Origin of the sequence: Aliiruegeria lutimaris (assembly GCF_900099935.1) — a bacterium.
GTDB classification, from domain to species: domain Bacteria; phylum Pseudomonadota; class Alphaproteobacteria; order Rhodobacterales; family Rhodobacteraceae; genus Tropicimonas; species Tropicimonas lutimaris.
This window is the reverse complement of the sequence record NZ_FNEK01000013.1, coordinates 31,756-56,959: the sequence shown is the minus strand read 5'-3', so window position 1 is coordinate 56,959 and position 25,204 is coordinate 31,756. Positions and strand designations below refer to the sequence as shown.

Here is a 25,204-nt window from a genome sequence, read left to right as displayed (position 1 = left end):
GTATTTCCGTCGCGGCCAGTCAAAAAAACTGCGCCCTTGCCGGTCCTGCCAGACCCACCGCGAACCGGTCGCCGTTTCGCACAAATGCAAGTAACCGCCGCAAGATTTCATGCAAATCCCGGGCTCGGCGCTTGACCTGCCCCGCGCCACGCGGGTTTGATACGCGCCACGGACCATTGGCGCATGAGGCGTTGGGTCATTTCCTTTCCAGGCAGGTTGCCCGAGACCCCATGAACCCGCTCACCCACGACCCCCACATGTTTGGCCCCCTCTTCACCGATGAGACGATATCAGCGGCGTTTTCCTCGGCCCGCTTCCTGTCCCATTTTTCCGCCTTCGAGCGGGCGCTGGCGCAAGCGCTTGGCGAGGCCCGCGTGGTGTCACCCGAGGTCTCGGCAGCCGCCGTCGCCGCGATCGACAGCTTCGCCGCGGATCTCGACGCGATCCGCGCCAAGGTGCTGACCGACGGCGTCCCCGCGCCGGAATATGCCCGCCAGCTCAAGGCTCATGCCGGCTCCGACTGTGCCGCAGCGATCCATGCCGGCGCCACCAGCCAGGATCTTGTCGACACGGCGACCGTTCTGGCCCTGCGGGGGGTCAACGAGGAACTTGTCAACCGGCTGCGAGCAGCCCTGGCGGCGCTGGACAAACTGGACGGAACCTTTGGCGCGACGGAAATGATGGGCCGCACCCGAATGCAGGCCGCGCTTCCGATCACGGTCTCCGACCGCATTGCCGGCTGGAAGATGCCGCTCGCGGCACATCTTGAACGGCTGGAGGAGATCCGCCCCCGCATCGAGCAACTGCAATTCGGTGGCGCCGTCGGCAACCGCTCGGCCACCGGCGCGGCAAAGGAGGCGGTTGCCGCACAAATCGCCGAGGCGCTTGGCCTCAACAACCCGCCCCGCGCCTGGCACGCGATGCGCGACGGCATGGCCGAATATGCTGGCTGGCTGTCGCTCGTGACGGGCACATTGGGCAAGATGGGACAGGATCTCTGCCTCATGGCCCAGCAGGGCGTGGACGAGCTGCGCCTCTCGGGCGGCGGATCGAGCTCCGCCATGCCGCACAAGCAGAACCCCGTGCTGGCCGAAATGCTGGTGACCCTGGCGCGCTACAACGCCGTACAGCTTGGCGGCATGCACCAGGCGCTGCTGCACGAACAGGAACGCTCCGGCGCCGCCTGGACGCTGGAATGGATGATCCTGCCCGCGATGGCCGGTGCGACCGGCAAGGCGCTTCTGTTGGCGCAGGATCTGCTCGGAAGTATCGAACGGTTGGGACCGGCTCAATAAGCACCGGTCCCGTTAGCAAAAGCGCTGCGTTCAGCCCCCAGCCGGTCTAAGCCCGAGGATCTCGCGCGCCTGTGCCGGCGTCGCCACGGGGCGCTCGTATTTCTCGCAAAGCTCCGCCGCACGCTGGATAAGGGCGGCATTGGAGGGAGCCAGCCGGTCGCGATCGAGCCGGACATTGTCCTCCAGCCCAGCCCGGGTATGGCCGCCCGCGGCAATCGCCCATTCATTGACGGTCAGCTGGGCCGCGCCGATCCCGGCGGCACACCATTGCCCCTCCGGCGCGCGCGTCTTCATCACGTGCACATAGAAATCGAACACTTCCCGATCCACGGGCATCGCGTTCTTCACGCCCATCACGAACTGAACATAGAGTTTGCCGTATAGCTCCCCCGCCCCATGCATGCGGATCGCCTGCAGGATGTGGCTCAGGTCGAACGCCTCCACCTCCGGGGTGATCTCGTAGCTGCGCATCTCGCTCGCCAGCCACGCCACCAGATCGGGCGGGTTCTCGTAGACGCGGGTCGGGAAATTGTTCGACCCCACCGAGAGCGAGGCCATGTCCGGCCGCAGCGAGAGCATACCACCACGCGCCTGCCCCGCCCCGGAACGCCCGCCGGTCGAAAACTGGACGATCACGCCGGGGCAATGTTTCTCCAGCCCCTCCTTGAGGCGGGCGAATTTCTCCGGATCGCTGGAGGGTGTCTCGTCCTCGTTGCGCACATGGGCGTGGATGATCGATGCGCCCGCCTCGAACGCCTCGTGGCTGCTTTCGACCTGCTCGGAGATCGTCACCGGCACCGCCGGATTGTCGGCCTTGGTCGGCAGCGAACCGGTGATGGCGCAACACAGGATACAGGGTTTGCTCATGTCGCTATCCTCGTACGGGGTCGCATGAACGCCTCCCCCGCATCATCTTTCCAAAAATATCCTGGGGGGAGCGCTCGCAAGAGCGCGGGGGGCAAAGCCCCCCTCGCAAGTATCAGATATCGAAAAACACCGTCTCGTCCTCGCCCTGAAGCTTGACGTCGAACCGGTAGACGACCTGCCCGTCCCGCTCCGACCGCTTGGCGATAAGTGTCGCCCGACGGCGCTCCCACTCGATCAGGTTGATCACCGGATCAGCGGCATTGGCCTCGGCCTCATCCTCGAAATAGATCCGGGTGTTCAGCCCGATATTGATGCCGCGCGCAACGATCCAGAGATTGATATGCGGCGCCATCATCTTGCCCGAGCGCCCCATGACCGGGCCGGGCTTGACCGTGTCGAACCCCCATTCGCCGGTCTCGAAATCGGTGATCACGCGACCCCAGCCACGAAACCCCTCCTCGACCTCGCCGGGATGTTCGGGATGTGCATAAATTCCGTCGGCATTGGCCTGCCAGGCCTCCAGCATAACGTCCTTGATCGGGCTTCCGATGCCGTCGATGACGATACCTTCCACGCGGATGCGCTCGCCCTTGGCGTTCGGCCCGGCGATATCCCAACCCAGTTCCTTCTCGTAGATCTCGAAACCGGCGGCACCGGGCGCGAGCCCGATATGGACGTAGGGCCCAGCCGTCTGGGAGGGAGTCTCTTTCAGATAGTCGAGCTTCTGCACCATGATCAGTTCCCCTCCAGACGGTTCTCGAACAGCGTCGAGCGGCGCCCGCGCAGAACGATGTCGAACTTGTAGGCCATCGTATCGAGCGGGATCGTCGCGTTCATATCGAGCGCGGCGATCAGCTGCCCGCGCGCGGCCTGATCCGGGATCGTGTTCACGATCGGGCATTTCGCGATCAGCGGATCGCCCTCGAAATAGCACTGGGTAATGAGCCGCTGGCTGAACGACGTGCCGAAGATCGACATGTGGATATGCGCGGGTCGCCAGTTATTGACCCAGTTGCGCCACGGGTAGGCGCCGGGCTTGACCGTGCGGAAGAAGTAATAGCCGTCCTCGTCGGTCAGAACGCGCCCGCAACCGCCGAAATTCGGGTCGATCGGGGCGAGATAGGTGTCCTTCTTGTGCCGGTAGCGGCCGCCGGCATTGGCCTGCCAGGCCTCGACCAGCGTGTTCGGCACCGGGCGGCCATTCTCGTCCAGCACCCGGCCATGCACGATGATCCGCTCGCCGATGGCGCTCTCGCCCGGCTGGGCGTAGTTGTGGATCATGTCGTTGTCGATCGGGTCGATATCGTTATGGCCAAAGGTCGGCCCGGTGATCTCGCTGGCCGATTGCTGCAGGCTCAGCAGCGAGTATTCCGGCGAGCGGGTGACCGATGTCTTGTAGTCGGGTGTCTTCGCGGGCGGATGCCACTCGCGGTCGCGCTGGTAGAATTCTCCGGGCTGTCTCATTCGCTATCTCCTCCCCGAGCCGGCAATTTTCGGCTCACTCCTTTTCCATCTCTTCATAGGTCCGTTTGGCGAGCTTGATCGCGTGGTTCGCACGCGGCACACCACAATAGATCGCGACATGCTGGAAGGCCTCCAGCACATCCTGCTTGCTCGCACCTGTTCGGACCGTGGCGCGGATATGCATCGGGATTTCCTCGAAATTTCCCGCCGCCGCCAACAGCGCAAGCGTCAACATCGACCGTTCGCGCGGGCTTATATTTTCATTCGCCCAGACCGTGCCCCAGGCGCTCTCCGTGATCAACTCCTGGAACGGCGCGTCGAACTCCGACTTGTTGGCTTCCGCCCGGTCGACATGGTCGTCGCCCAGCACCTTGCGGCGAACGGACATGCCGGTTTCGTAACGTTCAGACATGTCCGGTCTCCTCAAGAAATTCGGTGAGCAATCTGGCATAGGTTTCGGGTTCTTCGACGCAAGGCAGATGGCCCGTCCCGTCGATCACTTCCATCCGCGCACCGGCGATGGTTTCTATCATCGCCGCCGTGTTTTCCGCCGGACAGGCACCGTCAGCCGATCCGCTGATCCCGAGAACAGGAAGCGTCAGCGCGGCGGTGCACTCGGTCAGGTCTGCCGCGGCAATGGCGGCGCAACAGCCCAGGTAGCCTTCCCGCGGCATGCGGGTCATCATGTTCTTCCAAGCTGCCACTTCCGGGCGATGCCGGAAGGCGGGGCCGAACCAGCGATCCATCACGGCTTCGGCGATGGAGTCCAGCCCGCCTGCGCGGATTGCCTCCATGCGGGCCTGCCACATGGCAGGATCGCCCATGCGCGCGGCGGTGTTGGACAGAACCGCCGCCCGGATCAGGTCCGGCCGCCTGCCGGCCAGATCTTGCCCGGTCAATCCGCCGACGGAAAGCCCGACGAAGACGCAATCGCGAATGTCGAGCGCCTCCAGAAGCGCCTCGGCATCGGCAACCAGGTCGTCCAGCGCGTAGGGGCCATCGGGACAATCCGACAGGCCGTGGCCGCGCTTGTCATAGCGGATCAGCCGCAGCCCCGCCGGCAAGAGCGGCAGGATCGCATCCCAGAGTCGCAAATCCGTGCTGAGCGAATTGGAGAAAACCACCGGCTTGCCCGCCGGGTCTCCATCCTCCCGCACATGCAGCGCGATGCCATTTGCCTCGATCATCCGCATCAGTAGGGCAGCCCCACGTAGTTCTCGGCAAAGACTTTCTGTGCGGACTCGTTGCTGCGCAGGAAATCGATCTCGGCGCGCTGCATCTTCAGGTCGAACTCGGACTGGTCGGGATAGCGGTGCAGCAGGTTGGTCGTCGCCCAGCTGAAGCGCTCCGCCTTCCAGATCCGCGCCAGCGCCTTCTCTGAATAGCGGTCGATCCCCTCGGAATCGCCTTCCTCGAAGAACTGGACCAGCCCGTGATAGAGGTAATGGATGTCAGAAGCAGCCGTGTTCAGCCCTTTGGCCCCGGTCGGCGGCACGATATGGGCCGCGTCGCCGCACAGGAACAGCCGTCCCCACCGCATCGGCTCGGTCACGAAACTCCTGAGCGGCGCGATGCTCTTCTCGATCGAGGGGCCGGTGACCAGCTTCTCCGCATGGCGGGCCGGGATGCGGCGCTTGAGCTCTTCCCAGAAATTCTCGTCGCTCCAATCCTCCGGGCTGTCGGAGAGCGAGCACTGGATGTAATAGCGGCTGAGATTGGCATTGCGCATCGAGCAGAGCGCGAAACCGCGCTCCGACCAGGAATAGATCAGCTCGTCATGGACGGGCGGTGTTTCCGACAGGATGCCGAGCCAGCCGAACGGATAGACTTTCTCGTATTCGCGGCGCACGGTGAGCGGAATGGTCTGCCGGCTGACACCGTGGAAGCCGTCGCAGCCGGCAACGAAATCGCAATCCAGCCGCTGCTCGACGCCATCAACGGTGTAAGAGACGTAGGGCGCCTCGGTCTCGGCATCGTTGATCACGACATTCTCGACATTGAAGACGATCTTGCCGTCCTCCGCCTCGCGCGCATCATAGAGGTCGCGCGTCAGCTCCGTCTGGCCATAAACGATGACGTCGGTTCCCGTGTGCTCGCGGAAATTGATGCCGAACTCCTCGTCGCCATAGGCGATGACCGTCCCTTCATGAGTAAAGCTCTCGGCATCCATCCGCGTGCCGACGCCGGCCTCGCGCATCAGCTCGACGAATCCTGTCTCAAGGATGCCGGCACGGATGCGGCCCAGCACGTAATCGCGGGTCTTTCGCTCCAGGACCACGGTATCTATCCCGCGGCGATGCAGAAGCTGGGAAAGAAGAAGCCCCGATGGGCCGCCGCCAATGATTGCCACCTGTGTTCGCATTTTTCGTCCTCCCGCCTCTAAATTGAATTGTTGATCTTCCAAAGTAAAATGAGATAATTGACCTCTTTGTTGCCAAATTCGGTATGAAACTCATGATCGACCGCCGTATCAAGTTCCGTCACATCCAGTGTTTCGTGGAGATCGTGCGCCAGCGAAGCATGAAGAACGCCGCCGAGCGGCTGTTCCTGACCCAGCCGGCGATTTCCAAGACGCTCAAGGAGCTGGAGGAGATCATCGGCTGTGATCTTCTGGTGCGGAACCGGGGCGGCATCTCGTTGACCCGGCAGGGCGAGATCTTCCTGCATTTCGCCGAGATGAGCCTGGCCGCGCTGCAACAGGGGCTGGACGGGGTCGAACAGATCGGACTTGGCGGCAAGGTCACGCTGGCGGTTGGCGCGCTGCCCAGCGTCGCCGCCCGGCTGATGCCGGAAGTGGCGCAGGAGTTTTCCGAGCTTGCGCCCGAGGTCACCCTGCGGATCACGGACGGGCCGCATGGATACCTGATCGACCTGTTGCGCCACGGCCAGCTGGACCTTGTGATCGGCCGGCTGGGGCAGCCCGAGACGATGAAGGGGATCACCTTTACCCAGCTCTACAACGAGTATGTCGAATTCGTCGTACGCGCCGGGCATCCGCTGTTGGACGATCCCGACATGCACCGCATCGGCGAGTGGACCGTGATCTTCCCGCCCGAAGGCTCCGCGATCCGTCCGCTTGTGGAACGGGTTCTCATTGCCCATGGGGTGGGCGAGATTCCCCGCAAGATCGAAAGCGTCTCGGGCGCGTTCGGGCGCAATTTCGTGCGGATGTCCGATGCGATCTGGATCATCTCCACCGGGGTCGCGGCCAAGGAAATCGCCGATGGCTCGCTGGTGCGCCTGCCCTTTGACAACGCCATCACCTCCGGCCCGGTGGGCCTCATGACCCGCCCCGACAGCCAACCTTCGCCCGCAGGCGAGATCTTCCGGATGGCGGTCGATACCGTTCTGAGCAGGCCACTGGACTAGGGCTGACGGCCGTCATGGCCCGCGTCTTCGAAACTTGTGGCGCGGAGAGCTGTGTGTCGAAAATCAGGCAATTGCCGTGACTTGAGACGAAGGCAATTCAGCGGACAAAGCCGCTAGACAATCTGTGTGGCTAAGTGACCACATGAAACGACTTGCTCGTAATCATCCAGTGATCGTTGATCTCGACAAGTGACAAATGGTCAAGAAACCAAAGGCCCGCATATCTTCCGCGTACCGCAACGGTCGCGATGTCCCCATCGACCCGAACGCTTTCCACTGAGCAGTTTTCCTCTCCGTGCTGTCCAATCAGGTTCTTTGCCTCGTCAATGAAGCCGTCGAGGTCCAACCATTGAAACTCTCCCTCGAAATTACCCACGATTGCGGCACGCCTGTCGAACAACCTTCGCAACTCAGCTTCATCTCCCGTCACCATTGCTTGGTAGTAGCGCTTTGCGGTCTCTGTGAGAGCCGTGACGTTGTCTACATCGTTCTTCGACATTATCGTCTCCCCACCTTACGTTCCGTTGGTTGCCTTCCGATAACGCTGTTGAAAATTGTTCTTGGTCTCAAGCGAAACTTCTGCTCCGGGCTTTTTTCGGCGGTTCGATGCAGCACGCTTCTGCCTCCGCATTGGGGCATGGCCGGATGAAAGGCGTCATCCCGCAAGCCCGACCATCGCCGCGTGGTACTCGCAGCGCGCCCGCCCTGTCGCGACCGCCGTCTTGGCCACATGACGGATGCGTTCCGGGTCGGGATGGGCATCGGCGGCGCGCAACATCCGCTGCCAGAGGCATTGCAGCAGCACCTCGGCGCTCAGCGCCGTGAAGTCATGCGCGGCGGGCGCCGGGTCCGGCTGGCGCAACAGGTCCTGCCGCACCTGCTTCCACAGCGCGACCGAGGCGGTGCAGCCCGCGTCTTCCGAAGCTTCGGCCTCCGCCACCAGGAAGGCTTCCAGCGCGTCGCCCCAGCGGCCCGGCAGAAAGCGGGACACCAGCGCCCGCTCGTGGATGCCGTTCGCGCCCTCGTAGATCGCGGTGATACGGGCGTCACGGTAGGTCTGCTCGACGCGATATTCCTGCAGGTAGCCATAGCCGCCGAGGATCTGGATGCCCAGTTCGGCGGCCTCCATGCCGGCCTCGGTGCAATAGACCTTGGCAATCGGCGTCAGCGCCTCGACGAGATCCGGCTGGTCGCCGCGTTCCAGCGCGACCGCCGCCAGATGCGCGAGCGCGCGGCCACCGAGCGCCAGCGCATCCATTCGGCCAAGCATTCGCTGCACATCCGCATGGGCGTCGAGCGTGACGGGCGTTCCGTTTGGGCCGCGCCCCTGCACCCGCTCGGCGGCATAGCTGCGCGCGATGTCGGTCGCCCGCGCAGCATGGGCCACGCCCTGAAGGGCCACGTCGGCGCGGGCGTGGTTCATCATGGTGAACATCGCCGCCAGCCCCTGTCCTTCCTGCCCGATCAGTTCCGCCTCGGCGCCATCGAAGGCCAGTTGGCAGGTCGGCGAGGCATGCAGCCCCATCTTCTCCTCGATCCGTGTCACACTCACCGCGTTGCGGCTGCCATCGGCACGGGTGCAGGGACACAGGAACAGCGACAGCCCCTTGATGCCGTCATCGGAGGTCCGCGCCAGCACGAGGTGCAGGATCCGTTCGCTCATGTCCTGATCGCCGCCCGAGATGAAGATCTTTTCGCCATCCAGCCGCCAGCCTTCGCCATCCTGCGCGGCGCGGCAGCGAATGCGCGAGAGGTCAGAGCCCGCGCCGGATTCCGTCAGGCACATGGTGGCCAGCATCTCGCCGGAGGCCAGCGGCGGGATATGGGTGGCTTTCTGGTCATCGGAGCCGAAATGCAGGATCGTCCGGATCGCGCCCGGCACCAGCCCGGTGATCATCTGCAGCGAATGGTTCGCCCCGGTGAATATCTCCGAAGTGACGGAGAGAAGCGTGGAGTCCAGCCCCTGCCCGCCAAATTCCTCCGGCGCGGTCAGACCCTGCCAGCCCTGCTCGGCATAAGAGTGATAAAGCTCGGCAAACCCGTCCGGCATCAGCACTCGGCCCGCTTCCAGCCGGCATCCCTGCTGGTCGCCCGGCTCGTCGAGCGGCGCGATCTCGGCCTCCGCGAAGCTGGCGAAATGGCCGGCGATCTCCCGTGTCAGCTCCGCCTCGAATTCGGGCAACTCGTTCGCCCCGGCCACGTGGGTCAGGGTGAAGAGGATGTCGTCCAATGATGCCTGAAACGGTTTCATCGCAGCCCCCTTACGACAGTCCGAGCAAGCGCGCAGCATTGCCCTTGATGATATCGGGGCGCAGCTCGTCCTTGATCGCGATCTTCTCGAAATCGGCCAGCCAGCGCTCCGGCGTGATCATCGGCCAGTCGGAGCCGAACAGGACCTTCTTGCGCAGGATCGAGTTGCAGTATTTGACGAGGATCTCGGGGAAATACTTGGGCGACCAGCCGGACAGGTCGACATAAACATTCGGCTTGTGCTGGGCGACGGCCAGCGCCTCCTCCTGCCAGGGAAAGGAAGGATGGGCGAGGATGATCTTTATGTCGGGGAAATCGACCGCGACATCGTCCATGTACATCGGGTTGGAGTATTTCAGCCGCATCCCGTTGCCACCGCGCATACCGGAGCCGACGCCGGTCTGGCCGGTGTGGAAGAGCGCGATACCCCCCTCTTCGGCGATGGCCTCGTAGAGCTCGTAGGCCATGCGGTCATTGGGATAGAAACCCTGCATCGTGGGATGGAACTTGAACCCCTTGATGCCGAAATCCTTCATCAGGCGGCGCGCCTCGCGGGCGCCCATCTTTCCCTTGTGCGGGTCGATGGAAGCAAAGGGAATGAGCACGTCGTCATTCTCGGCGGCGAGTTCCGCCACCTCCTCGTTCTTGTAACGGCGATAGCCGGTCTCGCGCTCGGCATCGACGGGAAAGATCACCGCGGCGATGTTCTGCTCGCGGTAATGCGCGGCGGTCTCCGGCACCGTGGGCGGGTGGCTCCAGGACGCGCGGAAATACTTCGCCATCGTCGCCTGCAGGTCGTCATAGCCGTCATCGGCATGGCAGCCGCAGGGTTCCTCGGCATGGGTGTGAATGTCGATCGCGCGGATCTTTGTCAGGTCGACCATATAATTGTCCTCATTGGGAAATTCTTTACGCGTTGCGATGCTTTTCCGGCCGGCTGCGCAAGGGTCATGCCAACGTCACCGCCGGATCGGCATCGTTATAAAGCCGCTCCAGCAGGTCCTTGCGACGGGTCAGGACCTTGCGGAAGTTCAGGTTGCCCTTGGCCGTCATCTCGCCTTCCGGCATCGAGGGTGGCTCGGAGAGCACGATGGCCCGCGAGATCAGCGTAGAGCTTCCCGAGATTTCCCGCGCCCGCGCGGCGAGGCGGCGATGGATCTCGCCTTGCAGAAGCTTGCACGTGAGCGCGCCACCGTCTTCGTGCAACTCGAACCCTTCGCGCTGCAACTCCGCCCGGTCGGGGAAGATCATCACCCCGATCTGGTTGCGGTCGGCACCGGTGATCACGAGATCGGAGGCCAGCGGCGCCAGATGCGCCAGCATGTCGAGCCGAAGCTGCGCGGCGCGGACCCATGTGCCGGTGAGCAGCTTGAAGTCGTCCGAGATCCGGCCGTCGAAGCGCATCCCCTTGTTCGGGTCGGCGGGGTCGATAAAGGCCATCGCGTCGCCGGTGATGAAGAACCCCTCTTCGTCGAAAGCGTCCTTCGTCTTCTCCGGATCCTCGAAATAGCCGGTCATCACGTTCGGCCCCTTCACCCGCACCTCGCAGCGCAGGTCGTCATCGGGCAACAGCTTCATCGTCACGCCGGTCAGCGGCACGCCGACAATGCCGGAGCGCTCCGTCGGCTCCATCTGCATCATGGTCGCGGGGGCGGTTTCGGTAAGCCCCCAGGAAGAGGTCATCAGCGGCACCTCGCCCTTCACCTCCATCGCCATCTGCTCGAATCCGGTCCAGACATCCTGCGGCAGCGAGGCACCGGCATAGAAGACGAGGTCCAGATCCTCGAAAAAACGCTGGCGCAACCCGCCATCCGCGCGCAGCGCGGCAAGCAGCATGCCGAACCCCACGGGCACGTTGAAGGCGGCGGTGCCTGTCACTAGCGACAGGTTCTCCAACGTCCGTTCAAATAGCCCCTTCACCGGCTTTCCGTCGTCGATATAGAGCGAGCCGCCATTGGCCAGCATCATGTTGAAATTATGCGATCCGCCAAAGACATGGTTCCAGGGCAGCCAGTCCACGATCCGTGGCGGGCGGTCGCGCAGGAAGGGAAGCGCGTCGGCCAATTGCGTCTGGTTGGTGCACATCATTCGTTGGGTGGTGAGCACGCCCTTGGGGCTGGAGGTGGAACCCGAGGTCATCAGGATCTTGCCCACCGTATCGGGCGTGACCTGCGCATAGGCCGCGTCGAGATCGACCGATCCGTCGCCCGTCAACAGCTCCTCAAAGGGTGTCACCCCGATCACGTGACCCTGCCGGCTCGACACGATCTCCACCCCGGCCAGCGCGTCCAGACCGAGCGCTTCGACATAGAGATCCGCATCGACCACATAGGCCATTTTCGGCTTCAACAGCTCGATGGCGCCGCGCAGCCGGCCATGCGCTCCGTGGACGAGCGAATACTGCTCGGCCACCGGCGCGGTCGGCACGCCCACATATTGCGCCGCCAGCGACAGCAACCCGTGATCGATCCCGTTGCCGGACATGATCAGGATCGGCGTATCCGGCCCCATCCCGCGCGCAAGAAGCGAGGCGCCGATGGCCCGCACCTTCTCCAGTACCGAAACATAGCTCTCCCGTCGCCAGCCCGCGCCATAGCGCTCGGCCAGAAACACCCGGTCCGGCGCTTCGCTGGCCCAGTGATGCAACCACGCGCCTGTCTTTTCAGCCACGGGACCGAGCAGGTAGTTCGATGTAAGCAGTATGCTTCCGTCCGCGCGGTTCTCGCGCGTCACGGAATGCGGGCGAAATCTCGTCGTCCGTTTCATCGGGGGTGTCCTCCCTCTCCGGTCAGCCGCGTTGGCGGCCTTTTTCAATATGGTGCATGGCTTCGATGGCTCCGGCCCGAAGCTGCGGGTCAAGCCCGGCCAGAAGCGTCTTTTCATGGGCCTCAACGGCGGCTGCGGCGTCCGCAAAAAGCCGTTTGCCAGCCGCCGTCGCCTCGAGCGAATAGGCGCGACGATCCGTCGGAACCCGGTCCCGGGTGATCAGGTCCCGCCGCACAAGCTCTTCCACGACGGTGACCAGGTTCGGCCTCTCCACATCCATGGCTTCGGCCAGTTGCGACTGGCGAAGGCCCGGGTTTTCCACCACCAGCGCCAGCGCCGTGAAGGTGAGCATGCGCAGCTCGAACGGTTTCAGCGCCTGCGCCAGATCCGCCTGGATCGCATTGAAACAGCGTTTCATCCGATAGCCGAAATAGGCACGCAGCGCGGTGTCATCGACCGTGACGGCTTCCGGCAGGTTTGTGGCGGGGTCCGGCATGGCTCTAGCGGAATTTCGGGGCGCGCTTTTCGAGGAAGGCGGCGAGCCCCTCCACAGCGTCCGGGCTAGTCTGGGTGATCGCCGCACAGAGGCTTTCGGTGAACAGGCCGTCATTGCGCGGCATGTCCTGGATCCGCGCCAGCGCCTGGATCATGATGTAGTTCGACAAGGGCGCGTTGGAGGCGATCTTGCGCGCCAGATCCATCGCCAGCGGCAGCGCCTCGTCCTCGCCAACGCTGTAATGCGTCAACCCGAGCGCCAGACCTTCCTCGGCACTGTATTTGCGCCCCGTCAGCATCATCTCGGTCATCCGGTCCGCGCCGAGAATGCGGCCAACGCCCACAGACGCTCCGCCACCGACGAAGATGCCGCGCCGCCCCTCGGGAAGCTGGAAGATGGTCGAGGGTTCCGCGATCCGTACATGCGTGGCCGAGGCCAGCTCCAGCCCGCCGCCGATCACGGCGCCGAACATTGCGGAGACAACCGGCAAACCACCGAATTGGATGCGCTGCATCACCTCGTGCCAGCCGCGCGAATGGCGCATCGTGCCCTCGGCATCGCGGGAGACATGCTCGGAGAGGTCCAGCCCGGAGCAGAAATGCCCGGCCGTGCCGGTCAGAACGACGACCTTCACCTCCTTCGGTGGGTTCCGGAAAAAGCCGTCGATCGCTTCCAGAAGCGCATCGCACATGGCGTTGCGCTTGGCGGGGCGGTTCATGGTCAGGATGGCGATGTCGCCGTCGATCTCGATCGTGAGCATCTGTTCGGACATGGCGCTCTCCTCAGCGCGGCGGCAGGCGCACGGCGCCGTCCAACCGGATGGTGGTTCCGTTCAGGAACGGGTTGGTGATGATCTGATCGGCCAGCAGCGCGTATTCAGACGGCGCGCCCAGACGGTGCGGGAAGGGAATGTTGGCGGTGATCTCGTCGGTCACCTCCTTCGGCAATCCCTCCATCATCGGGGTGTGGAACAACCCCGGCGCGATGGCCACGACCCGGATACCGAAGCGGGCAAACTCGCGTGCCGCCGGCAGGCACATCGAGGCAACCGCGCCCTTGGAGGCGGCATAGGCGGACTGTCCGAGCTGTCCGTCCTGGTACGCCACCGAGGAGGTGTTGACGATCACGCCACGCTCGTCATCGGCGAGCGGCTCCAGTTCCATCATCCGCTTGGCCGCGTGGCTCATGACGTAATAAGTGCCGAAGAGGTTCACGCGAAGCGTCCGCTCGAAGACATCGCCCGAGGTCTTGCCCTCGCGCCCGACGATCCGCGCCGCCGAGCCGACACCGGCACAGCTCACCGCAATGCGGGCGGCCTGGCCGAAATGTTCCGCAACCGCGCCAATGGCGCCATCCACCGCGGCCTCGTCGGAAACGTCCACCTGAACCGCGAAACCGTCAATCTCGGCGGCGACCGTCTTGGCACGTTCGTGATCGTAGTCGAGCACGCCCACCTTGGCACCCTGTTCCGCCAGGTGTCGGGCCGTCGCCGCACCTAGGCCACTGGCCGCACCGGTCACCAGCGCAACCTGTCCCTTTATCAGCATCGGTTTGCCTCCTTATCGTTATGTTGGATCATCGTTATGTTTCATACCTATCTGGATGCGGATCGAACCCGCGTCGGAGGGGGCGACTGCCCGGGTTTAACCGGGCAGCAGGAAGAGCGTGATTGCGGGGAAGAGCACCAGAATGATGACGCGAACAATGTCCGAGGTCACGAACCAGAGCACCGCCTTGTAGGTGTCCTTCATGGCCGTCTGGCGGTCCATCGCGTTGATGATGAAGAGGTTCATCCCCACCGGTGGCGTGATCAGCCCGACCTCGACCACGATCAGCACGAGGATGCCAAACCAGATCGCCACGTGCTCCGGGCTCATGCCAAAATCGAGCGAGCTGATGACCGGGAAGAAGATCGGGATCGTCAGCAGGATCATGCTGAGGCTGTCCATCAGGCAGCCGAAGACGAGGTAGAAGGCCAGGATCAGGATCAGGATCGTCCACGGGCTGAAACCCTGCCCTACGACCCATCCCGACAATTCCTGTGGCACCTGGCTCAGCGCGAGGAAGGAGTTGTAGAGGCCGGCGCCGAGCACAATGAAGAAGATCATCGCGGTGCTGAGCGCAGTCTGCAGGATGGAGTCGACGAAGATCTTCCAGGTCAGGCTGCCGGAGAGCAGCGCGATCACGCCGGTTCCGGCGGCGCCAACGGCCGCGCCTTCGGTGGGGGTGAACCAGCCGAGATAGATGCCGCCGACCACGAGGCCAAAGACGAGAAGCACCGGCCAGACATCGAACAGCGCCTTGAAGCGCTCGGCATAGGGGATCGGCTCACGGGTGCCCGCGGCCTTAGGGTTCACGCGGACATAGATCGAGATGGTGATGATATAGCCGATCGCGGCAAGGATGCCCGGAACGAAGGCGGCGAGGAACAGCTTGGCGATATTCTGTTCGGTCAGGATGGCATAGATGACGAGGATGACCGAAGGCGGGATCAGGATGCCGAGCGTGCCGCCGGCGGCCAGCGTCGCGGTGGAGAAGCCGCCAGAGTAGCCATAGCGGCGCAGCTCCGGCAGGGCGACCTTGCTCATGGTAGCGGCCGTGGCCAGCGAGGAACCGCAGATCGCGCCAAAACCCGCGCAGGCGCCGACCGCTGCCATCGCGACACCGCCCTTGCGGTGCCCGAGCCAGCTTTCGGCGGCCTTGAAAAGCGCCTTGGACATGCCCGACAGCGTCGCGAACTGCCCCATCAGCAGGAACATCGGGATGATCGACAGCGAATAGCTGGAGAAGGTCGAGTAGGTCTCGCTCTTCAGCTTCGCCATGAACATGTTCGACCCGCCCATGGAGAAATAGAGCCCGCCGATCCCGCAGAGCAGCATCGCCAGCCCGATCGGCGCCCTGAGAAAGATCATCAGCAGCAGGATCGGGAAGGAGGCATATCCCAGTTCAAGCATACTCAATGGTGCGCTCCTTCGGAGTGAGGCAGGTGGCTGCCGCCGGTCACGACGTCAAGGATCCGGGCAATGGCACAGTAGATAGCGACGATGGAGGCGGTGACAGCGGCCACAAAGCTCGCCGCATAGGCCCACCATACCGGGAACTGCAGCAGGAAGGTGATCTCGCCATTCGACATCTTGCCCTGCATCCCGGCAAAGAGCCGCCAGGTGAGGAGCAGAATGATCGCGGAGAGAACGAACTCCCAGAAAACAATGAGAAATCGGTTGAACCAATGCGGGAAGCTCGCGGCGAAAATGTCGACTGTCGCATGGGCGTGGTGCAATTGCGCATAGGGCAGGAAGGCGAATATGGCGAAGGCGATACCGGCCTCCACCAGCTCGAAATCGCCCGTGATCGGCCCGACGCCGGAGGCAATCAACGCATGCGCCGCGCTTTCGGAGAGCGAGGTCAGAAAAGCGGAATGACCGAACGTGTTGAGGCCACGGCCCAGAACGCTCAAACAGGTCAGAATGACCAGCAAGGTCAGGACAATACCGCCCAGTACCGCCATGAAACGGGCCAGGCGTTCCACGTGCTTCAGCATCATGGCAATGAACTTTCGATTGGAGGAAGTGTCCCCGGACGGATGCGCCCGGGGACCTGCAGGATCACTTGGTGTTGGCTTCGATCAGCTCGAGCGCGCGCGCGCGCAGACCGGTCCCATCGAGACCTTTTTCGTCCATCTCGGCTATCCAGGCCGCAGCGACCGGAGCAGCGGCTTCTTTCCACGCGGCCACCTGGTCGGGAGAAAGCTCGATGATGTTCGCCCCCATCCCGATGGCAGCGTCACGCGGGCCGGCATCGTCCATCTGCATCTGCTTGCCGGCAAAGGCCGAGAATTCCTCGCCGGAATTGGCGTCGATGATCGCCTTGAGATCGTCGGGCAGCGCGTTCCAGCGATCCTTGTTCATAGCCAGTACGAAGGTCGAAGTATAGAGCGAGTCCTCGCCGAAGGTGGTGTGGTTCTCGACCAGCTCATTGATCTTCAGCGCGCCGGTCACTTCCCACGGGATCACGGTGGCGTCGATCACGCCCTTGGAGAGGGCCTCGGGAACGGCCGGGATCGGCATTCCGATCGCCGTCGCGCCAAGCTCGCTGAACATCTGGTTCGTCACCCGGGTCGGCGCCCGCAGTTTGACACCGTTGAGATCCTCGATGGAATCGATCGGCTCCTTGGAGTGGATCAGGCCGGGGCCGTGCACCCAAAGGCCCAGAACCTTCACATCCTTGAAGTCCTGGTCCAGCATGGTCTCCTCGGCCAGCTGCCAGAAGGAGCGCGAGGTTGCCTCGGCATTGGTCATGGTGAAGGGAAGCTCGAATACCTCGGTGCGCGGGAAGCGGCCGGGCGTGTAGCCGGGCAGCGTCCAGACGATATCGGCAACGCCGTCAATCGCCTGATCGATCAGTTCGGGCGGCTTGCCGCCGAGCTGCATTGCCGGGAAGTGCTGGAACTCGATGCGCCCCCCCGACTCCTCCTGGATCTTTGCCATCCAGGGCTCGAAGATGTTTTTCGGCACGTTCGCCTGTGCCGGCAGGAACTGGTGCAGGCGCAGCGTCACATCCGCCGCCGAAGCTTCATTTACAGTGCTGCCGAAACCAATAGCCGTAAGGGCAGTTGCCCCAAGCAATTGCAGAATATTCCTGCGCGTTTTGATCATTGTTTCCTCCCTGATCGTTCCAACGCCCCGTCAACCTGCCCTATCCGCCGAGTGGCGGCACCTCCACAAATTGATTATGGGTCATAACGGATACGGCACGATCCAATACGGAAACGAACAAGTCAATTGACGATTTATCCAGTTTAGTTTTCTTTTTGAGAAAGTTAACCCGAACACAGTCATCTTCGAGCAGCCCTTGTCCCTCTCGTTATCCGCGACGATTTCCGGGGCCAAATCGCTTGGAAGCGCGATTGAAACGGTGCGAAATCGGTTTCCTGAAATTCATTTGAGAACAATTTAGAGATAGTCATTCTCCATCTTCGCCATTTCATAGGTGACCTGCGCGCCATAGGTTCGCTGCAGATCAACAAGGGCACCCACAAGGCGGCAGGCAAAACGGCGGGATGAAAATCGCGCCAGCCGCCAGAGCCCCCAACACAAAGGACCAAAGACATGACCACGCATTCCTCCTCCGACTACGCCGCCTTCGCCCTTCGCGTCTCCAGCGGAGTCCTGTTCCTCGCACATGGCCTGATGAAGGTGCAGATCTTTTCCATCCCCGGCACCGTGGGGTATTTTGAAAGCCTCGGCCTTCCCGGCTTTCTTGCCTACCTGACCATTTTCGCCGAACTCGCCGGCGGCCTGGCGCTGATCGCCGGCGTGGCCACCCGTCTCGTCTCGCTGGCCCTTGTCCCGATCCTGCTGGGCGCCGCCTGGGCGCATTGGGGCAATGGCTGGAGCTTCTCCGCCCAGGGTGGCGGCTGGGAGTTCCCGGTGTTCTGGGCCATCGTGCAGAGCACGCTCGTCCTGCTTGGCGGCGGCGCCTACGCGCTGCGGCTACCGGTTCTGGACAGAACGCTCGGCCAGTTCGCCTGAGCCAACCGGGCCGCCGCACAGGCGGCCCCCTGCCCCTTGGGAGATTGACATGAGTACCGCACAAGCCCTGAGAAACCTGCGCGACCGCCTGTCGCCTTCGGACCGGATGCCGCTTGTCTTCCTCGGACATGGCAGCCCGATGAACGCGATCGAGGACACCGCTTTCAGCCGCGCCTGGACCGATCTGGGCCGTCGCCTGCCGCGCCCAAAGGCGATCCTCGTGGTCTCGGCCCACTGGATGACCCGCGGCACGACGCTGGTCGATGTTTCGGCCATGCCGCGCACCATCCACGATTTCTATGGCTTCCCGGACGCGCTTTACGCGCAGGACTACCCTGCGCCCGGCAACCCCGAACTTGCCCGCGAGGTGGTCAAGCTGCTGGCCAGCCACCACGCCGAGGAAGACGAGACATGGGGGCTCGATCACGGAGCCTGGACCATTCTCAAATTTCTCTACCCCGAGGCGGACGTGCCTGTCTTCCAGGTCTCGATCGACATGGGCCGGGGGCTGGACTACCAGCTCGAGCTCGGCCGGACCCTCTCGGAGCTGCGTGACCGCGGCGTTCTGATCCTCGGTTCAGGCAACGTGGTGCACAACTTGCGCGCCATGCGCCCCGGCGGAAAGCCGCAGGATTTCGCGATGGAGTTCGACACGCTTTTTGCCGACCGGCTGACTGAGCGCGACCTCGCGGCGCTGGCCGACCAAAAGCAACTTGGCAGCTTGCTGCGCATGGCGCATCCGTCGGTGGATCACTACCTTCCGGCGCTGACCGTGGCCGGTGCGTCCGACGCGAAGGACGAGTTGACCTTCATGACCGACTCCATCGACCTCGGATCGGTCTCAATGCGGTCCTTTGTGTTCCACAAGGCGTGACGAAAAAAGAAAATCCCGGGCGCCGAGGCGTCCGGGACATGTCGTGAGAAACGGCGCTTCAGGGTATGCCGAAAACTCCCGAACAGGCTCAGAAATCGTTGGCGAAGGCCCCCAGCCGCTTGTAATCTGCATAAATGGCCTCGTAGGCCTTGTGCGCCTCCGCGCTGGGCTTGAAGGTCTTTTCGACCGGGCTGAGCATGGCTGCCTTGGCCGCGCCGATATCGGCGTGAAGCCCGGAAGCAGCGGCGGCACAGATCGCGGCGCCGCGCGCGCAGGCCTGATCGGATTCGATCACGTCGATCTCGCGGTTCATCACGTCGGCGCAGACCTGGCTGATCAGGTTCGACTTCCGCGCGATCCCGCCGATACCGGCGATACTCTTGACCGGAATGCCCTCATCCTCGAACCGCTCGACAATGGCGCGAGTGCCAAAGGCGGTGGCCTCGACCAATGCCCGGTAGAGCGACGGCGCGGTTGAGCCCAGATGCATCCCCGCCATCATCGCGCGCACCTTCTGGTTAGCATCCGGCGTACGGCGGCCATTGAGCCAGTCGAGTGCCCGCTCGCCAAGCGCCCCGGGCGGCAACTCGGCGGCCTCCGCTTCCAGCGCCGGCAGCAGCGAACCCTTGCGGCCCGCATCGCTCCGGCCCCATTGCAGGATCCGCTCGAACCAGGCGAAAGCGTCGCCGAAGGAGGATTGCCCGGCCTCGAAGCCGATGTAATCCGGCATGACGCTGCCCGGCACCTGCCCGCAGATGCCATGGACGAGCGTGTCGCCCACCTCTTCCGGCGGCGCGATGAGGATATCGCAGGTCGATGTGCCCATCACGCGGACAAGCGTGTAGGGCTCGATCCCGGCGCCGATGGCGCCCATGTGGCAATCAAAGGCGCCGACGGCCACGGGAATGCCGGCCTCGATGCCGAAACGGCCTGCCCATTCGGGCGAGAGCTTGCCCGCTTCCTGGTCCGAGGTACGGGTTTCGGAGAAGAGCGGCATGGCGAGGTTGCCCAGGCAGGGATCGAGCGCCGTGAGCCAGTCCCGATCCGGCAGGCCGCCCCAATCGGGGTGCCACAGCGCCTTGTGCCCGGCGGCGCAGCGGCCACGCACGATTTTCGAAGCATCGTCCACCCCGGTCAGCAGCGCCGGGATATAGTCGCACAGCTCGACCCAGTTCGCGGCGGCGCGGAACACGGTCGGGTTCACGCGGCCAACCCGCAGGATCTTGGCCCAGTACCATTCGGAGGAGTAGATGCCGCCGACATACTTGATGTAGTTCTCATGCTCGCCGCGCGCGCAGAGCTCGTTGATCGCCTCGGCCTCGGCAACCGAGGTGTGGTCCTTCCACAGGATGCACATGGCATCGGGATCCGTGGTGAAGCCATCCTTGAGCGCCAGCGCAGTGCCGTCGGCGGCGACGGGAAGCGGCGAGGATCCGGTGGTGTCGACACCGATCCCGGCAATCCGTGGCGCGGTCGCGCCACATTCGTCCAGCGCGCCGCGAACGGCGGAGACCATGGCCTCCATGTAATCAGCCGGGTGCTGGCGGAATTGCTGGCGCGCGGGCGCACAAAAGCGCCCTTCCGCCCAGCGGGGATAGTCCGCCACGCTTGAGGCAATCTCTTCGCCATCGGCCGCCCGCACCACCACGGCACGCACGGAATCCGACCCGAAATCCAGCCCAAGCAGGCAGGTTTCACCCGTATCAGACATCCTATTCCTCCTCCATCAATACGGGCCGAGATACCAGCATTATGGACAATCCACTTGGGATGCCACGCTTCATCTCTTTTCCAGCTCGGCCCGCTCCAATACAATAATGGATCAGGAGGTCCCCAAACAATGCAGCATAGAGTTGGAGACATGGACGAAAAAGCTGACTTCGACCCGTCACAAGATCCGCAGGTCGAACGCATCATCTCCAAGCTGGCCTATTCGCCATCGACCAGCGACGATGAACAGGTCGCTTCGCTCTTTCCCGGCTTCCGGTTCGACGTGCGCCTTGTCGCCGGAATCACCCCGATCGAGAAGGACGGGCCTCTGGATTTCTTCGTCGATCGGCCGAAAGGCATGCGCGGCTGGATCGTCAACCTGACCGTCGATGGGACGGGACAGGTCTTCGAGGGTGATCAGGAATTCACAGTTGGCCCCGGCGACCTCCTGCTATTCCCGCCCGAGGCCGCGCATTTCTATGGCCGTGCCCAAGGAGCGGAGAAGTGGTGGCACCGCTGGATTTATTTCCAGCCACGCGCCTTCTGGAAACCCTGGCTGGACTGGGGCACACGGATCGACGGCGTGCACCTGTTGCGCCATCGCGACGAGGGCAAATTCTCGGAACTGTTCCGACTCTTCGTGGAGGTCGAGGGTTGGTCGCAGCGCCATGACGCGCTCTCGCTCGATCTCGCCTTCAACCGGCTGGAGCATATCCTGCTCTCCTGCGCGCGGCTCGCCCGCGATGCCCGCAACTCTCCCGAGGTGGTGGACGAACGGGTGCTGGCGGCCTGCGCGATGATCTCCAAGGACCTCGCCCGGCCGATCGGCGTGCGCGAGGTAGCCGACCATGTGTGCCTGTCACCCTCGCGACTTTCCAGCCTGTTTCGCAAATACATGGGCACGGGCGTGGTGCAATGGCGCGACGCACAAAGGGTGCAATATGCGATGCAGTTGCTGCGCATCAGCGGCGTGCCGATCAAGTCGCTCAGCCAGATGGTGGGTTATGACGATCCGCTCTATTTCTCCCGCGTATTCCGTCGCCATACTGGGATGAGTCCCCGCCATTTCCGTGAGCGCCACACCGAGATCCTTCCGCTGCAGCAAGGCGAAGCGGATGTGAACGAAACGATATAGCTGCCAACAGCAGGAGAACGCTGGATGAAGACCAAGGATCCATATCCCGACGGCTGGAAGCCGACGACCCGCTATCCGGATCCGGCGGTGGAATCGCTCGACCCGAGCTTTGACAAGTACCGCCTTCCATCAGCAGGTATCGAACGCCTGGCGACCGGAATGCGCTGGTGCGAAGGGCCGGTCTGGTTCGGCGACGCCCGTCACCTGCTGTGGAGTGACATTCCCAACAACAGGATCATGCGCTGGACCGAAGAAACGGGTCATGTCAGTGAATACAGATCCCCGTCCAATTTCGCGAATGGCCATACGCGTGACAGGCAGGGGCGCCTTGTATCCTGTGAACATGGCGGGCGCCGGATCACGCGTACGGAATATGACGGAACGATCACCACGCTGATGGACAATTTCGAGGGCAAGCGCCTGAACTCGCCCAATGATATCGTGGTCAAGTCCGATGGCTCCGTGTGGTTCTCGGACCCGGTGTTCGGCATATCCGGCAATTACGAGGGCTACAAATCCGAGCCCGAGATCGCACAGAATGTCTATTGCCTCGATCCCGAAACGGGAGAGGCGATCGTCGTTGCCGATGACATACTCGGTCCGAATGGCCTCTGCTTCTCGCCCGATGAAAGCATCCTCTATATCGTCGAGTCGCGCGGGATTCCGAACCGAAAGATCCTGGCTTTCGACCTTGGCAAGGATGGCCGCACATTATCGACCAAACGGGTACTGATCGACGCCGGCCCCGGCACGCCCGACGGGATGCGGTGCGATGTCGACGGCAATCTGTGGTGCGGCTGGGGCATGGGCGATCCCGAGTTGGATGGCGTCATGATCTTTGCGCCCGACGGCAGGCCGATCGGGCGCATTGCCTTGCCGGAGCGCTGCGCCAATCTCTGCTTTGGCGGACGGGCAAACAGCCGGCTTTTCATGGCCGCCTCGCAGTCGATCTATGCGCTTTACGTGAATGTCGCGGGCGCGCCGGGCGGGTGATCCGGGCAACGCCCGCAAGCGGCGCGGCGGCTTTGTCGATAGCCAAAGACAAAGGCGGCGACCGATCATTTCGATCCGCCGCCAGCCCTGCTCGAATTGGCTTTCCTCACCCGTTCAGGCGCGGAATCCGCCCGCGATATGCCAGTAGACCTCGTTCATCCGCAGATCCTGGCGGAAGCGGCCGATCTCGGTGCCTTCGTCGATCATCGCCAGTTCGATCCCGGCAATGGTCGCGAAATCGTCCAGCATCTCCGGCGTCACGTCATAGCTGAAGCCGGTGTGATGGGCGCCGCCGGCATGGATCCAGCCCGCGCAGGCGGTCTTGAAGTCCGGCTTGCATTCCCAGACGACCCGGGCCACCGGAAGCTTGGGCAGGTCGGGGTGATCGACCGCGGTGACGGCATTGGCGACCAGACGGAAGCGGTTGCCGATGTCGATCAGGCAGGCATTGACCGCCGTCCCCTTGCGGGCATTGAAGACAAGCCGGACCGGGTCGTCCTTTCCGCCGATGCCGAGCGGGTGGATTTCCACTTTCTGGGTTCCCTCGGCAATGGAGGGGCACACTTCGAGCATATGCGAGCCAAGGATGCACTCGGAACCGGGCACCATGTTGTAGGTGTAATCCTCCATGAAGGAGGTCGCGCCGGTCAGCCCGTGGCCCATGACCTTCATCGCCCGCACCAGCGCCGGGGTCTTCCAGTCGCCCTCGCCGGCAAAGCCGTAGCCCTGTTCCATCAGCCGTTGGGTGGCGATTCCGGGCAGTTGGGTCAGCCCGTGCAGATCTTCGAACGTGTGGGTGAAACCCTTGAAGCCGCCCTCGGAGAGGAAGGCGCCCATGCCGAGTTCCTGATGCGCGTTGTAGAGCAGCGCCTCGTGGCGGGCACCGCCGGGCGCGAGCGCCGGATCGACATCGTAGAGCTTCACATATTCGGCAGCGAGCGCCTCGATATCGGCCTGCGGAATCGTGGCCATCCGGTCCGCGAGATCCATGATGCCATAGCCGTCCACGGCAAATCCGAAGGCCATCTCGGCACCGACCTTGTCACCGTCGGTCACGGCCACATCGCGCATGTTGTCGCCGAAGCGGCAGAATCGGGCGCCCTGCCAGTCGTCCCAGGCGCGGGCGGCGCGGATCCAGGTGTCGATACGCTCTAGGACCTCTGCGTCAGACCAATGCCCGACCACGACCTTGCGCCCCAGCCGCAGGCGGGAATGGATGAAGCCCGCTTCCCGGTCGCCATGCGCGGCCTGGTGCAGGTTCATGTAATCCATGTCGATGCTGTCCCAGGGCAGCTCCGAGTAGAACTGGGTGTGCAGGTGCAAAACCGGCTTGGTGAGCTGGCTCAACCCGCGGATCCACATCTTGGCGGGCGAGAAGGTGTGCATCCACAGGATCACGCCGCCGCATTCGGGGTCGGCGGAGGCACGCCGGCAAAGCTCGGCCACTTCGCTGGAGCGAGTGGCGAGGCCGGCATATTCCACCGGCAGGGCCAGCTTGCCGGAGCCGTCGAGCCCGGCGACGACCTCGCGCGCATTGGTCTCGACTTTGGACAGTGCCTCGGCCCCATAAAGGTGCTGCGAGCCGCAGATGAACCAGATTTTCAGCGGGTTCAGTCCGATCATTTTCTTGCCTTTCCTAGTTCCGGCCATCGGGGCCGCATCCGGTTCACTTCTGCCCGTACCAGGCATTCGCGCCATGCTTGCGCTGGTAGTGGTAGTCGAGCACGTAATCTTCGAGCGGCGGCAGGCCTCCGCAGGCCATCCGCGTGATCGTCGCCATCTCGGCGCATTTCTCCAGCACAACGGCGTTATGCACCGCGTCGTCCGGCGTCTTGCCCCAGGCGAAGGGGCCATGGCCGGCCAGCAGCACCATTGGCTGGGCCATCGGGTCGCGCCCCTCGAAGGCGCGGAGGATGTTCACGCCAGTCTCGCCTTCGTAATCGCGCTCCACCTGCTCGGGCGTAAGCGGCTCGGTGCAGGGGATCGGGCCGGAGCAGTAATCGGCCTGCGTGGTGCCAAGGCAGGGGATCTCCATCCGGGCCTGCGCCCAGCCGACGGCATGGGGGGAATGGGTGTGAACGACGCCGCCGATTCTGGGGAACGCACGGTAGAGCGCCGTGTGGGTCCGCGTGTCGGAGGAGGGTTTCTTCTCGCCCCAGACGACCTCGTTTTCGAGGTTCACGACCACCATGTCATCGGCGCACATCGCGTCATAGGAGACCCCGGAGGGTTTGATGACTACCAGTCCGGCTTCGCGGTCGATGCCGGAGACATTGCCCCAAGTGTAGATCACCACGCCCCTGCGGTTGAGTTCGAGATTGGCCTCAAGAACGGCCTCGCGCAGCGCTTTCAACATGGCGGCAACTCCTTGGACAGTGGCGCGCTTGCCACGGCGGATTGGGGGTCAGGGTGGAGCCGGCGGCCAGGATATGAGGGTGGTCCGCCGCCGGCTCC

Annotated in this window: 25 protein-coding genes; 6 read left to right on the top strand and 19 right to left on the bottom strand. The window is 63.4% G+C overall.

What is annotated here, in order from left to right:
• Positions 1-230 precede the first annotated feature (230 nt).
• A complete protein-coding gene (locus BLR85_RS08190) occupies positions 231-1,295 on the top strand; it encodes a 3-carboxy-cis,cis-muconate cycloisomerase (protein ID WP_093153378.1) in 1,065 nt (354 codons plus the stop codon).
• Between the two features lie 30 nt (positions 1,296-1,325).
• Here the strand turns inward: BLR85_RS08190 and BLR85_RS08185 are convergent, their stop codons facing one another.
• The 6 genes from BLR85_RS08185 to pobA all read right to left on the bottom strand — a co-directional run bounded on the left by BLR85_RS08185 (position 1,326) and on the right by pobA (position 5,988).
• Positions 1,326-2,162 carry a 3-oxoadipate:acetyl-CoA acetyltransferase gene (locus BLR85_RS08185; RefSeq protein WP_093153375.1) on the bottom strand — a complete coding sequence of 279 codons (837 nt, stop codon included), beginning with the start codon at positions 2,160-2,162 and terminating at the stop codon, positions 1,326-1,328.
• Positions 2,163-2,274: 112 nt separating this feature from the next.
• Entirely contained in the window at positions 2,275-2,895 is a 621-nt protein-coding gene (pcaG, locus tag BLR85_RS08180; RefSeq protein ID WP_093153372.1) for a protocatechuate 3,4-dioxygenase subunit alpha, read from the bottom strand.
• Positions 2,896-2,897: 2 nt separating this feature from the next.
• Entirely contained in the window at positions 2,898-3,626 is a 729-nt protein-coding gene (gene pcaH / locus BLR85_RS08175; RefSeq protein ID WP_093153369.1) for a protocatechuate 3,4-dioxygenase subunit beta, read from the bottom strand.
• A 34-nt stretch (positions 3,627-3,660) separates the two neighbouring features.
• Positions 3,661-4,038, bottom strand: coding sequence for a 4-carboxymuconolactone decarboxylase (pcaC, locus tag BLR85_RS08170; RefSeq protein ID WP_093153366.1), 378 nt, complete (start codon positions 4,036-4,038; stop codon positions 3,661-3,663).
• On the bottom strand, positions 4,031-4,819 hold the full coding sequence (gene pcaD, locus BLR85_RS08165) for a 3-oxoadipate enol-lactonase (RefSeq protein ID WP_093153363.1): 789 nt from the start codon (positions 4,817-4,819) through the stop codon (positions 4,031-4,033). The genes pcaC and pcaD overlap by 8 nt, the downstream gene beginning before the upstream one ends.
• Positions 4,819-5,988, bottom strand: a complete 1,170-nt coding sequence (pobA, locus tag BLR85_RS08160) for a 4-hydroxybenzoate 3-monooxygenase (protein ID WP_093153360.1) — start codon at positions 5,986-5,988, stop codon at positions 4,819-4,821. The genes pcaD and pobA overlap by 1 nt, the downstream gene beginning before the upstream one ends.
• Before the next feature lie 92 nt (positions 5,989-6,080).
• Here pobA and pcaQ point away from each other — a divergent pair, with 92 nt between their 5' ends.
• Positions 6,081-6,995: a pca operon transcription factor PcaQ gene (gene pcaQ / locus BLR85_RS08155; RefSeq protein ID WP_093153490.1), complete on the top strand. Its 915-nt coding sequence runs from the start codon at positions 6,081-6,083 to the stop codon at positions 6,993-6,995.
• 130 nt (positions 6,996-7,125) lie between these two features.
• On the opposite strand, the gene BLR85_RS08150 is transcribed toward pcaQ, so the two are convergent.
• From BLR85_RS08150 to BLR85_RS08105, 10 genes are all read right to left on the bottom strand, one after another.
• Positions 7,126-7,494 carry a nuclear transport factor 2 family protein gene (locus BLR85_RS08150; protein ID WP_093153357.1) on the bottom strand — a complete coding sequence of 123 codons (369 nt, stop codon included), beginning with the start codon at positions 7,492-7,494 and terminating at the stop codon, positions 7,126-7,128.
• 156 nt (positions 7,495-7,650) lie between these two features.
• Positions 7,651-9,246: an acyl-CoA dehydrogenase family protein gene (locus tag BLR85_RS08145; RefSeq protein WP_093153354.1), complete on the bottom strand. Its 1,596-nt coding sequence runs from the start codon at positions 9,244-9,246 to the stop codon at positions 7,651-7,653.
• Positions 9,247-9,256: 10 nt separating this feature from the next.
• The gene (locus BLR85_RS08140) at positions 9,257-10,129 is read right to left on the bottom strand and encodes an amidohydrolase family protein (RefSeq protein WP_093153351.1); all 873 of its coding nucleotides are present in this window, start codon (positions 10,127-10,129) and stop codon (positions 9,257-9,259) included.
• 64 nt (positions 10,130-10,193) lie between these two features.
• Complete coding sequence (locus tag BLR85_RS08135) at positions 10,194-12,011, bottom strand: feruloyl-CoA synthase (RefSeq protein ID WP_093153348.1); 1,818 nt, start codon at positions 12,009-12,011, stop codon at positions 10,194-10,196.
• A 22-nt stretch (positions 12,012-12,033) separates the two neighbouring features.
• A complete protein-coding gene (locus BLR85_RS08130; protein ID WP_093153345.1) occupies positions 12,034-12,507 on the bottom strand; it encodes a MarR family winged helix-turn-helix transcriptional regulator in 474 nt (157 codons plus the stop codon).
• Between the two features lie 4 nt (positions 12,508-12,511).
• Positions 12,512-13,279, bottom strand: a complete 768-nt coding sequence (locus BLR85_RS08125) for a crotonase/enoyl-CoA hydratase family protein (protein ID WP_093153342.1) — start codon at positions 13,277-13,279, stop codon at positions 12,512-12,514.
• A gap of 10 nt (positions 13,280-13,289) precedes the next feature.
• A complete protein-coding gene (locus tag BLR85_RS08120) occupies positions 13,290-14,054 on the bottom strand; it encodes an SDR family NAD(P)-dependent oxidoreductase (protein WP_093153339.1) in 765 nt (254 codons plus the stop codon).
• 96 nt (positions 14,055-14,150) lie between these two features.
• Complete coding sequence (locus tag BLR85_RS08115) at positions 14,151-15,467, bottom strand: TRAP transporter large permease (protein WP_093153336.1); 1,317 nt, start codon at positions 15,465-15,467, stop codon at positions 14,151-14,153.
• Complete coding sequence (locus BLR85_RS08110) at positions 15,464-16,051, bottom strand: TRAP transporter small permease (RefSeq protein ID WP_170844491.1); 588 nt, start codon at positions 16,049-16,051, stop codon at positions 15,464-15,466. The genes BLR85_RS08115 and BLR85_RS08110 overlap by 4 nt, the downstream gene beginning before the upstream one ends.
• A gap of 61 nt (positions 16,052-16,112) precedes the next feature.
• Entirely contained in the window at positions 16,113-17,162 is a 1,050-nt protein-coding gene (locus BLR85_RS08105; protein WP_093153333.1) for a TRAP transporter substrate-binding protein, read from the bottom strand.
• A 453-nt stretch (positions 17,163-17,615) separates the two neighbouring features.
• Here BLR85_RS08105 and BLR85_RS08100 point away from each other — a divergent pair, with 453 nt between their 5' ends.
• Positions 17,616-18,038, top strand: coding sequence for a DoxX family protein (locus BLR85_RS08100; protein ID WP_093153330.1), 423 nt, complete (start codon positions 17,616-17,618; stop codon positions 18,036-18,038).
• Positions 18,039-18,087: 49 nt separating this feature from the next.
• Entirely contained in the window at positions 18,088-18,912 is an 825-nt protein-coding gene (ygiD, locus tag BLR85_RS08095) for a 4,5-DOPA-extradiol-dioxygenase (protein WP_093153327.1), read from the top strand.
• Between the two features lie 88 nt (positions 18,913-19,000).
• On the opposite strand, the gene BLR85_RS08090 is transcribed toward ygiD, so the two are convergent.
• Complete coding sequence (locus BLR85_RS08090; protein ID WP_093153324.1) at positions 19,001-20,623, bottom strand: ribulokinase; 1,623 nt, start codon at positions 20,621-20,623, stop codon at positions 19,001-19,003.
• Positions 20,624-20,752: 129 nt separating this feature from the next.
• Between BLR85_RS08090 and araC the strand changes: the two genes are divergently transcribed.
• Together araC and BLR85_RS08080 are read left to right on the top strand one after the other, a co-directional pair.
• Complete coding sequence (gene araC, locus BLR85_RS08085) at positions 20,753-21,757, top strand: arabinose operon transcriptional regulator AraC (protein ID WP_093153321.1); 1,005 nt, start codon at positions 20,753-20,755, stop codon at positions 21,755-21,757.
• A gap of 24 nt (positions 21,758-21,781) precedes the next feature.
• Positions 21,782-22,750, top strand: coding sequence for an SMP-30/gluconolactonase/LRE family protein (locus BLR85_RS08080; RefSeq protein ID WP_093153318.1), 969 nt, complete (start codon positions 21,782-21,784; stop codon positions 22,748-22,750).
• 114 nt (positions 22,751-22,864) lie between these two features.
• Here BLR85_RS08080 and araA read toward each other — a convergent pair whose 3' ends face one another.
• Both araA and araD read right to left on the bottom strand, forming a co-directional pair.
• Positions 22,865-24,373, bottom strand: a complete 1,509-nt coding sequence (gene araA / locus BLR85_RS08075; RefSeq protein ID WP_093153316.1) for an L-arabinose isomerase — start codon at positions 24,371-24,373, stop codon at positions 22,865-22,867.
• Between the two features lie 43 nt (positions 24,374-24,416).
• A complete protein-coding gene (gene araD / locus BLR85_RS08070; RefSeq protein WP_093153313.1) occupies positions 24,417-25,106 on the bottom strand; it encodes an L-ribulose-5-phosphate 4-epimerase AraD in 690 nt (229 codons plus the stop codon).
• Between the last annotated feature and the right edge of the window lie 98 nt (positions 25,107-25,204).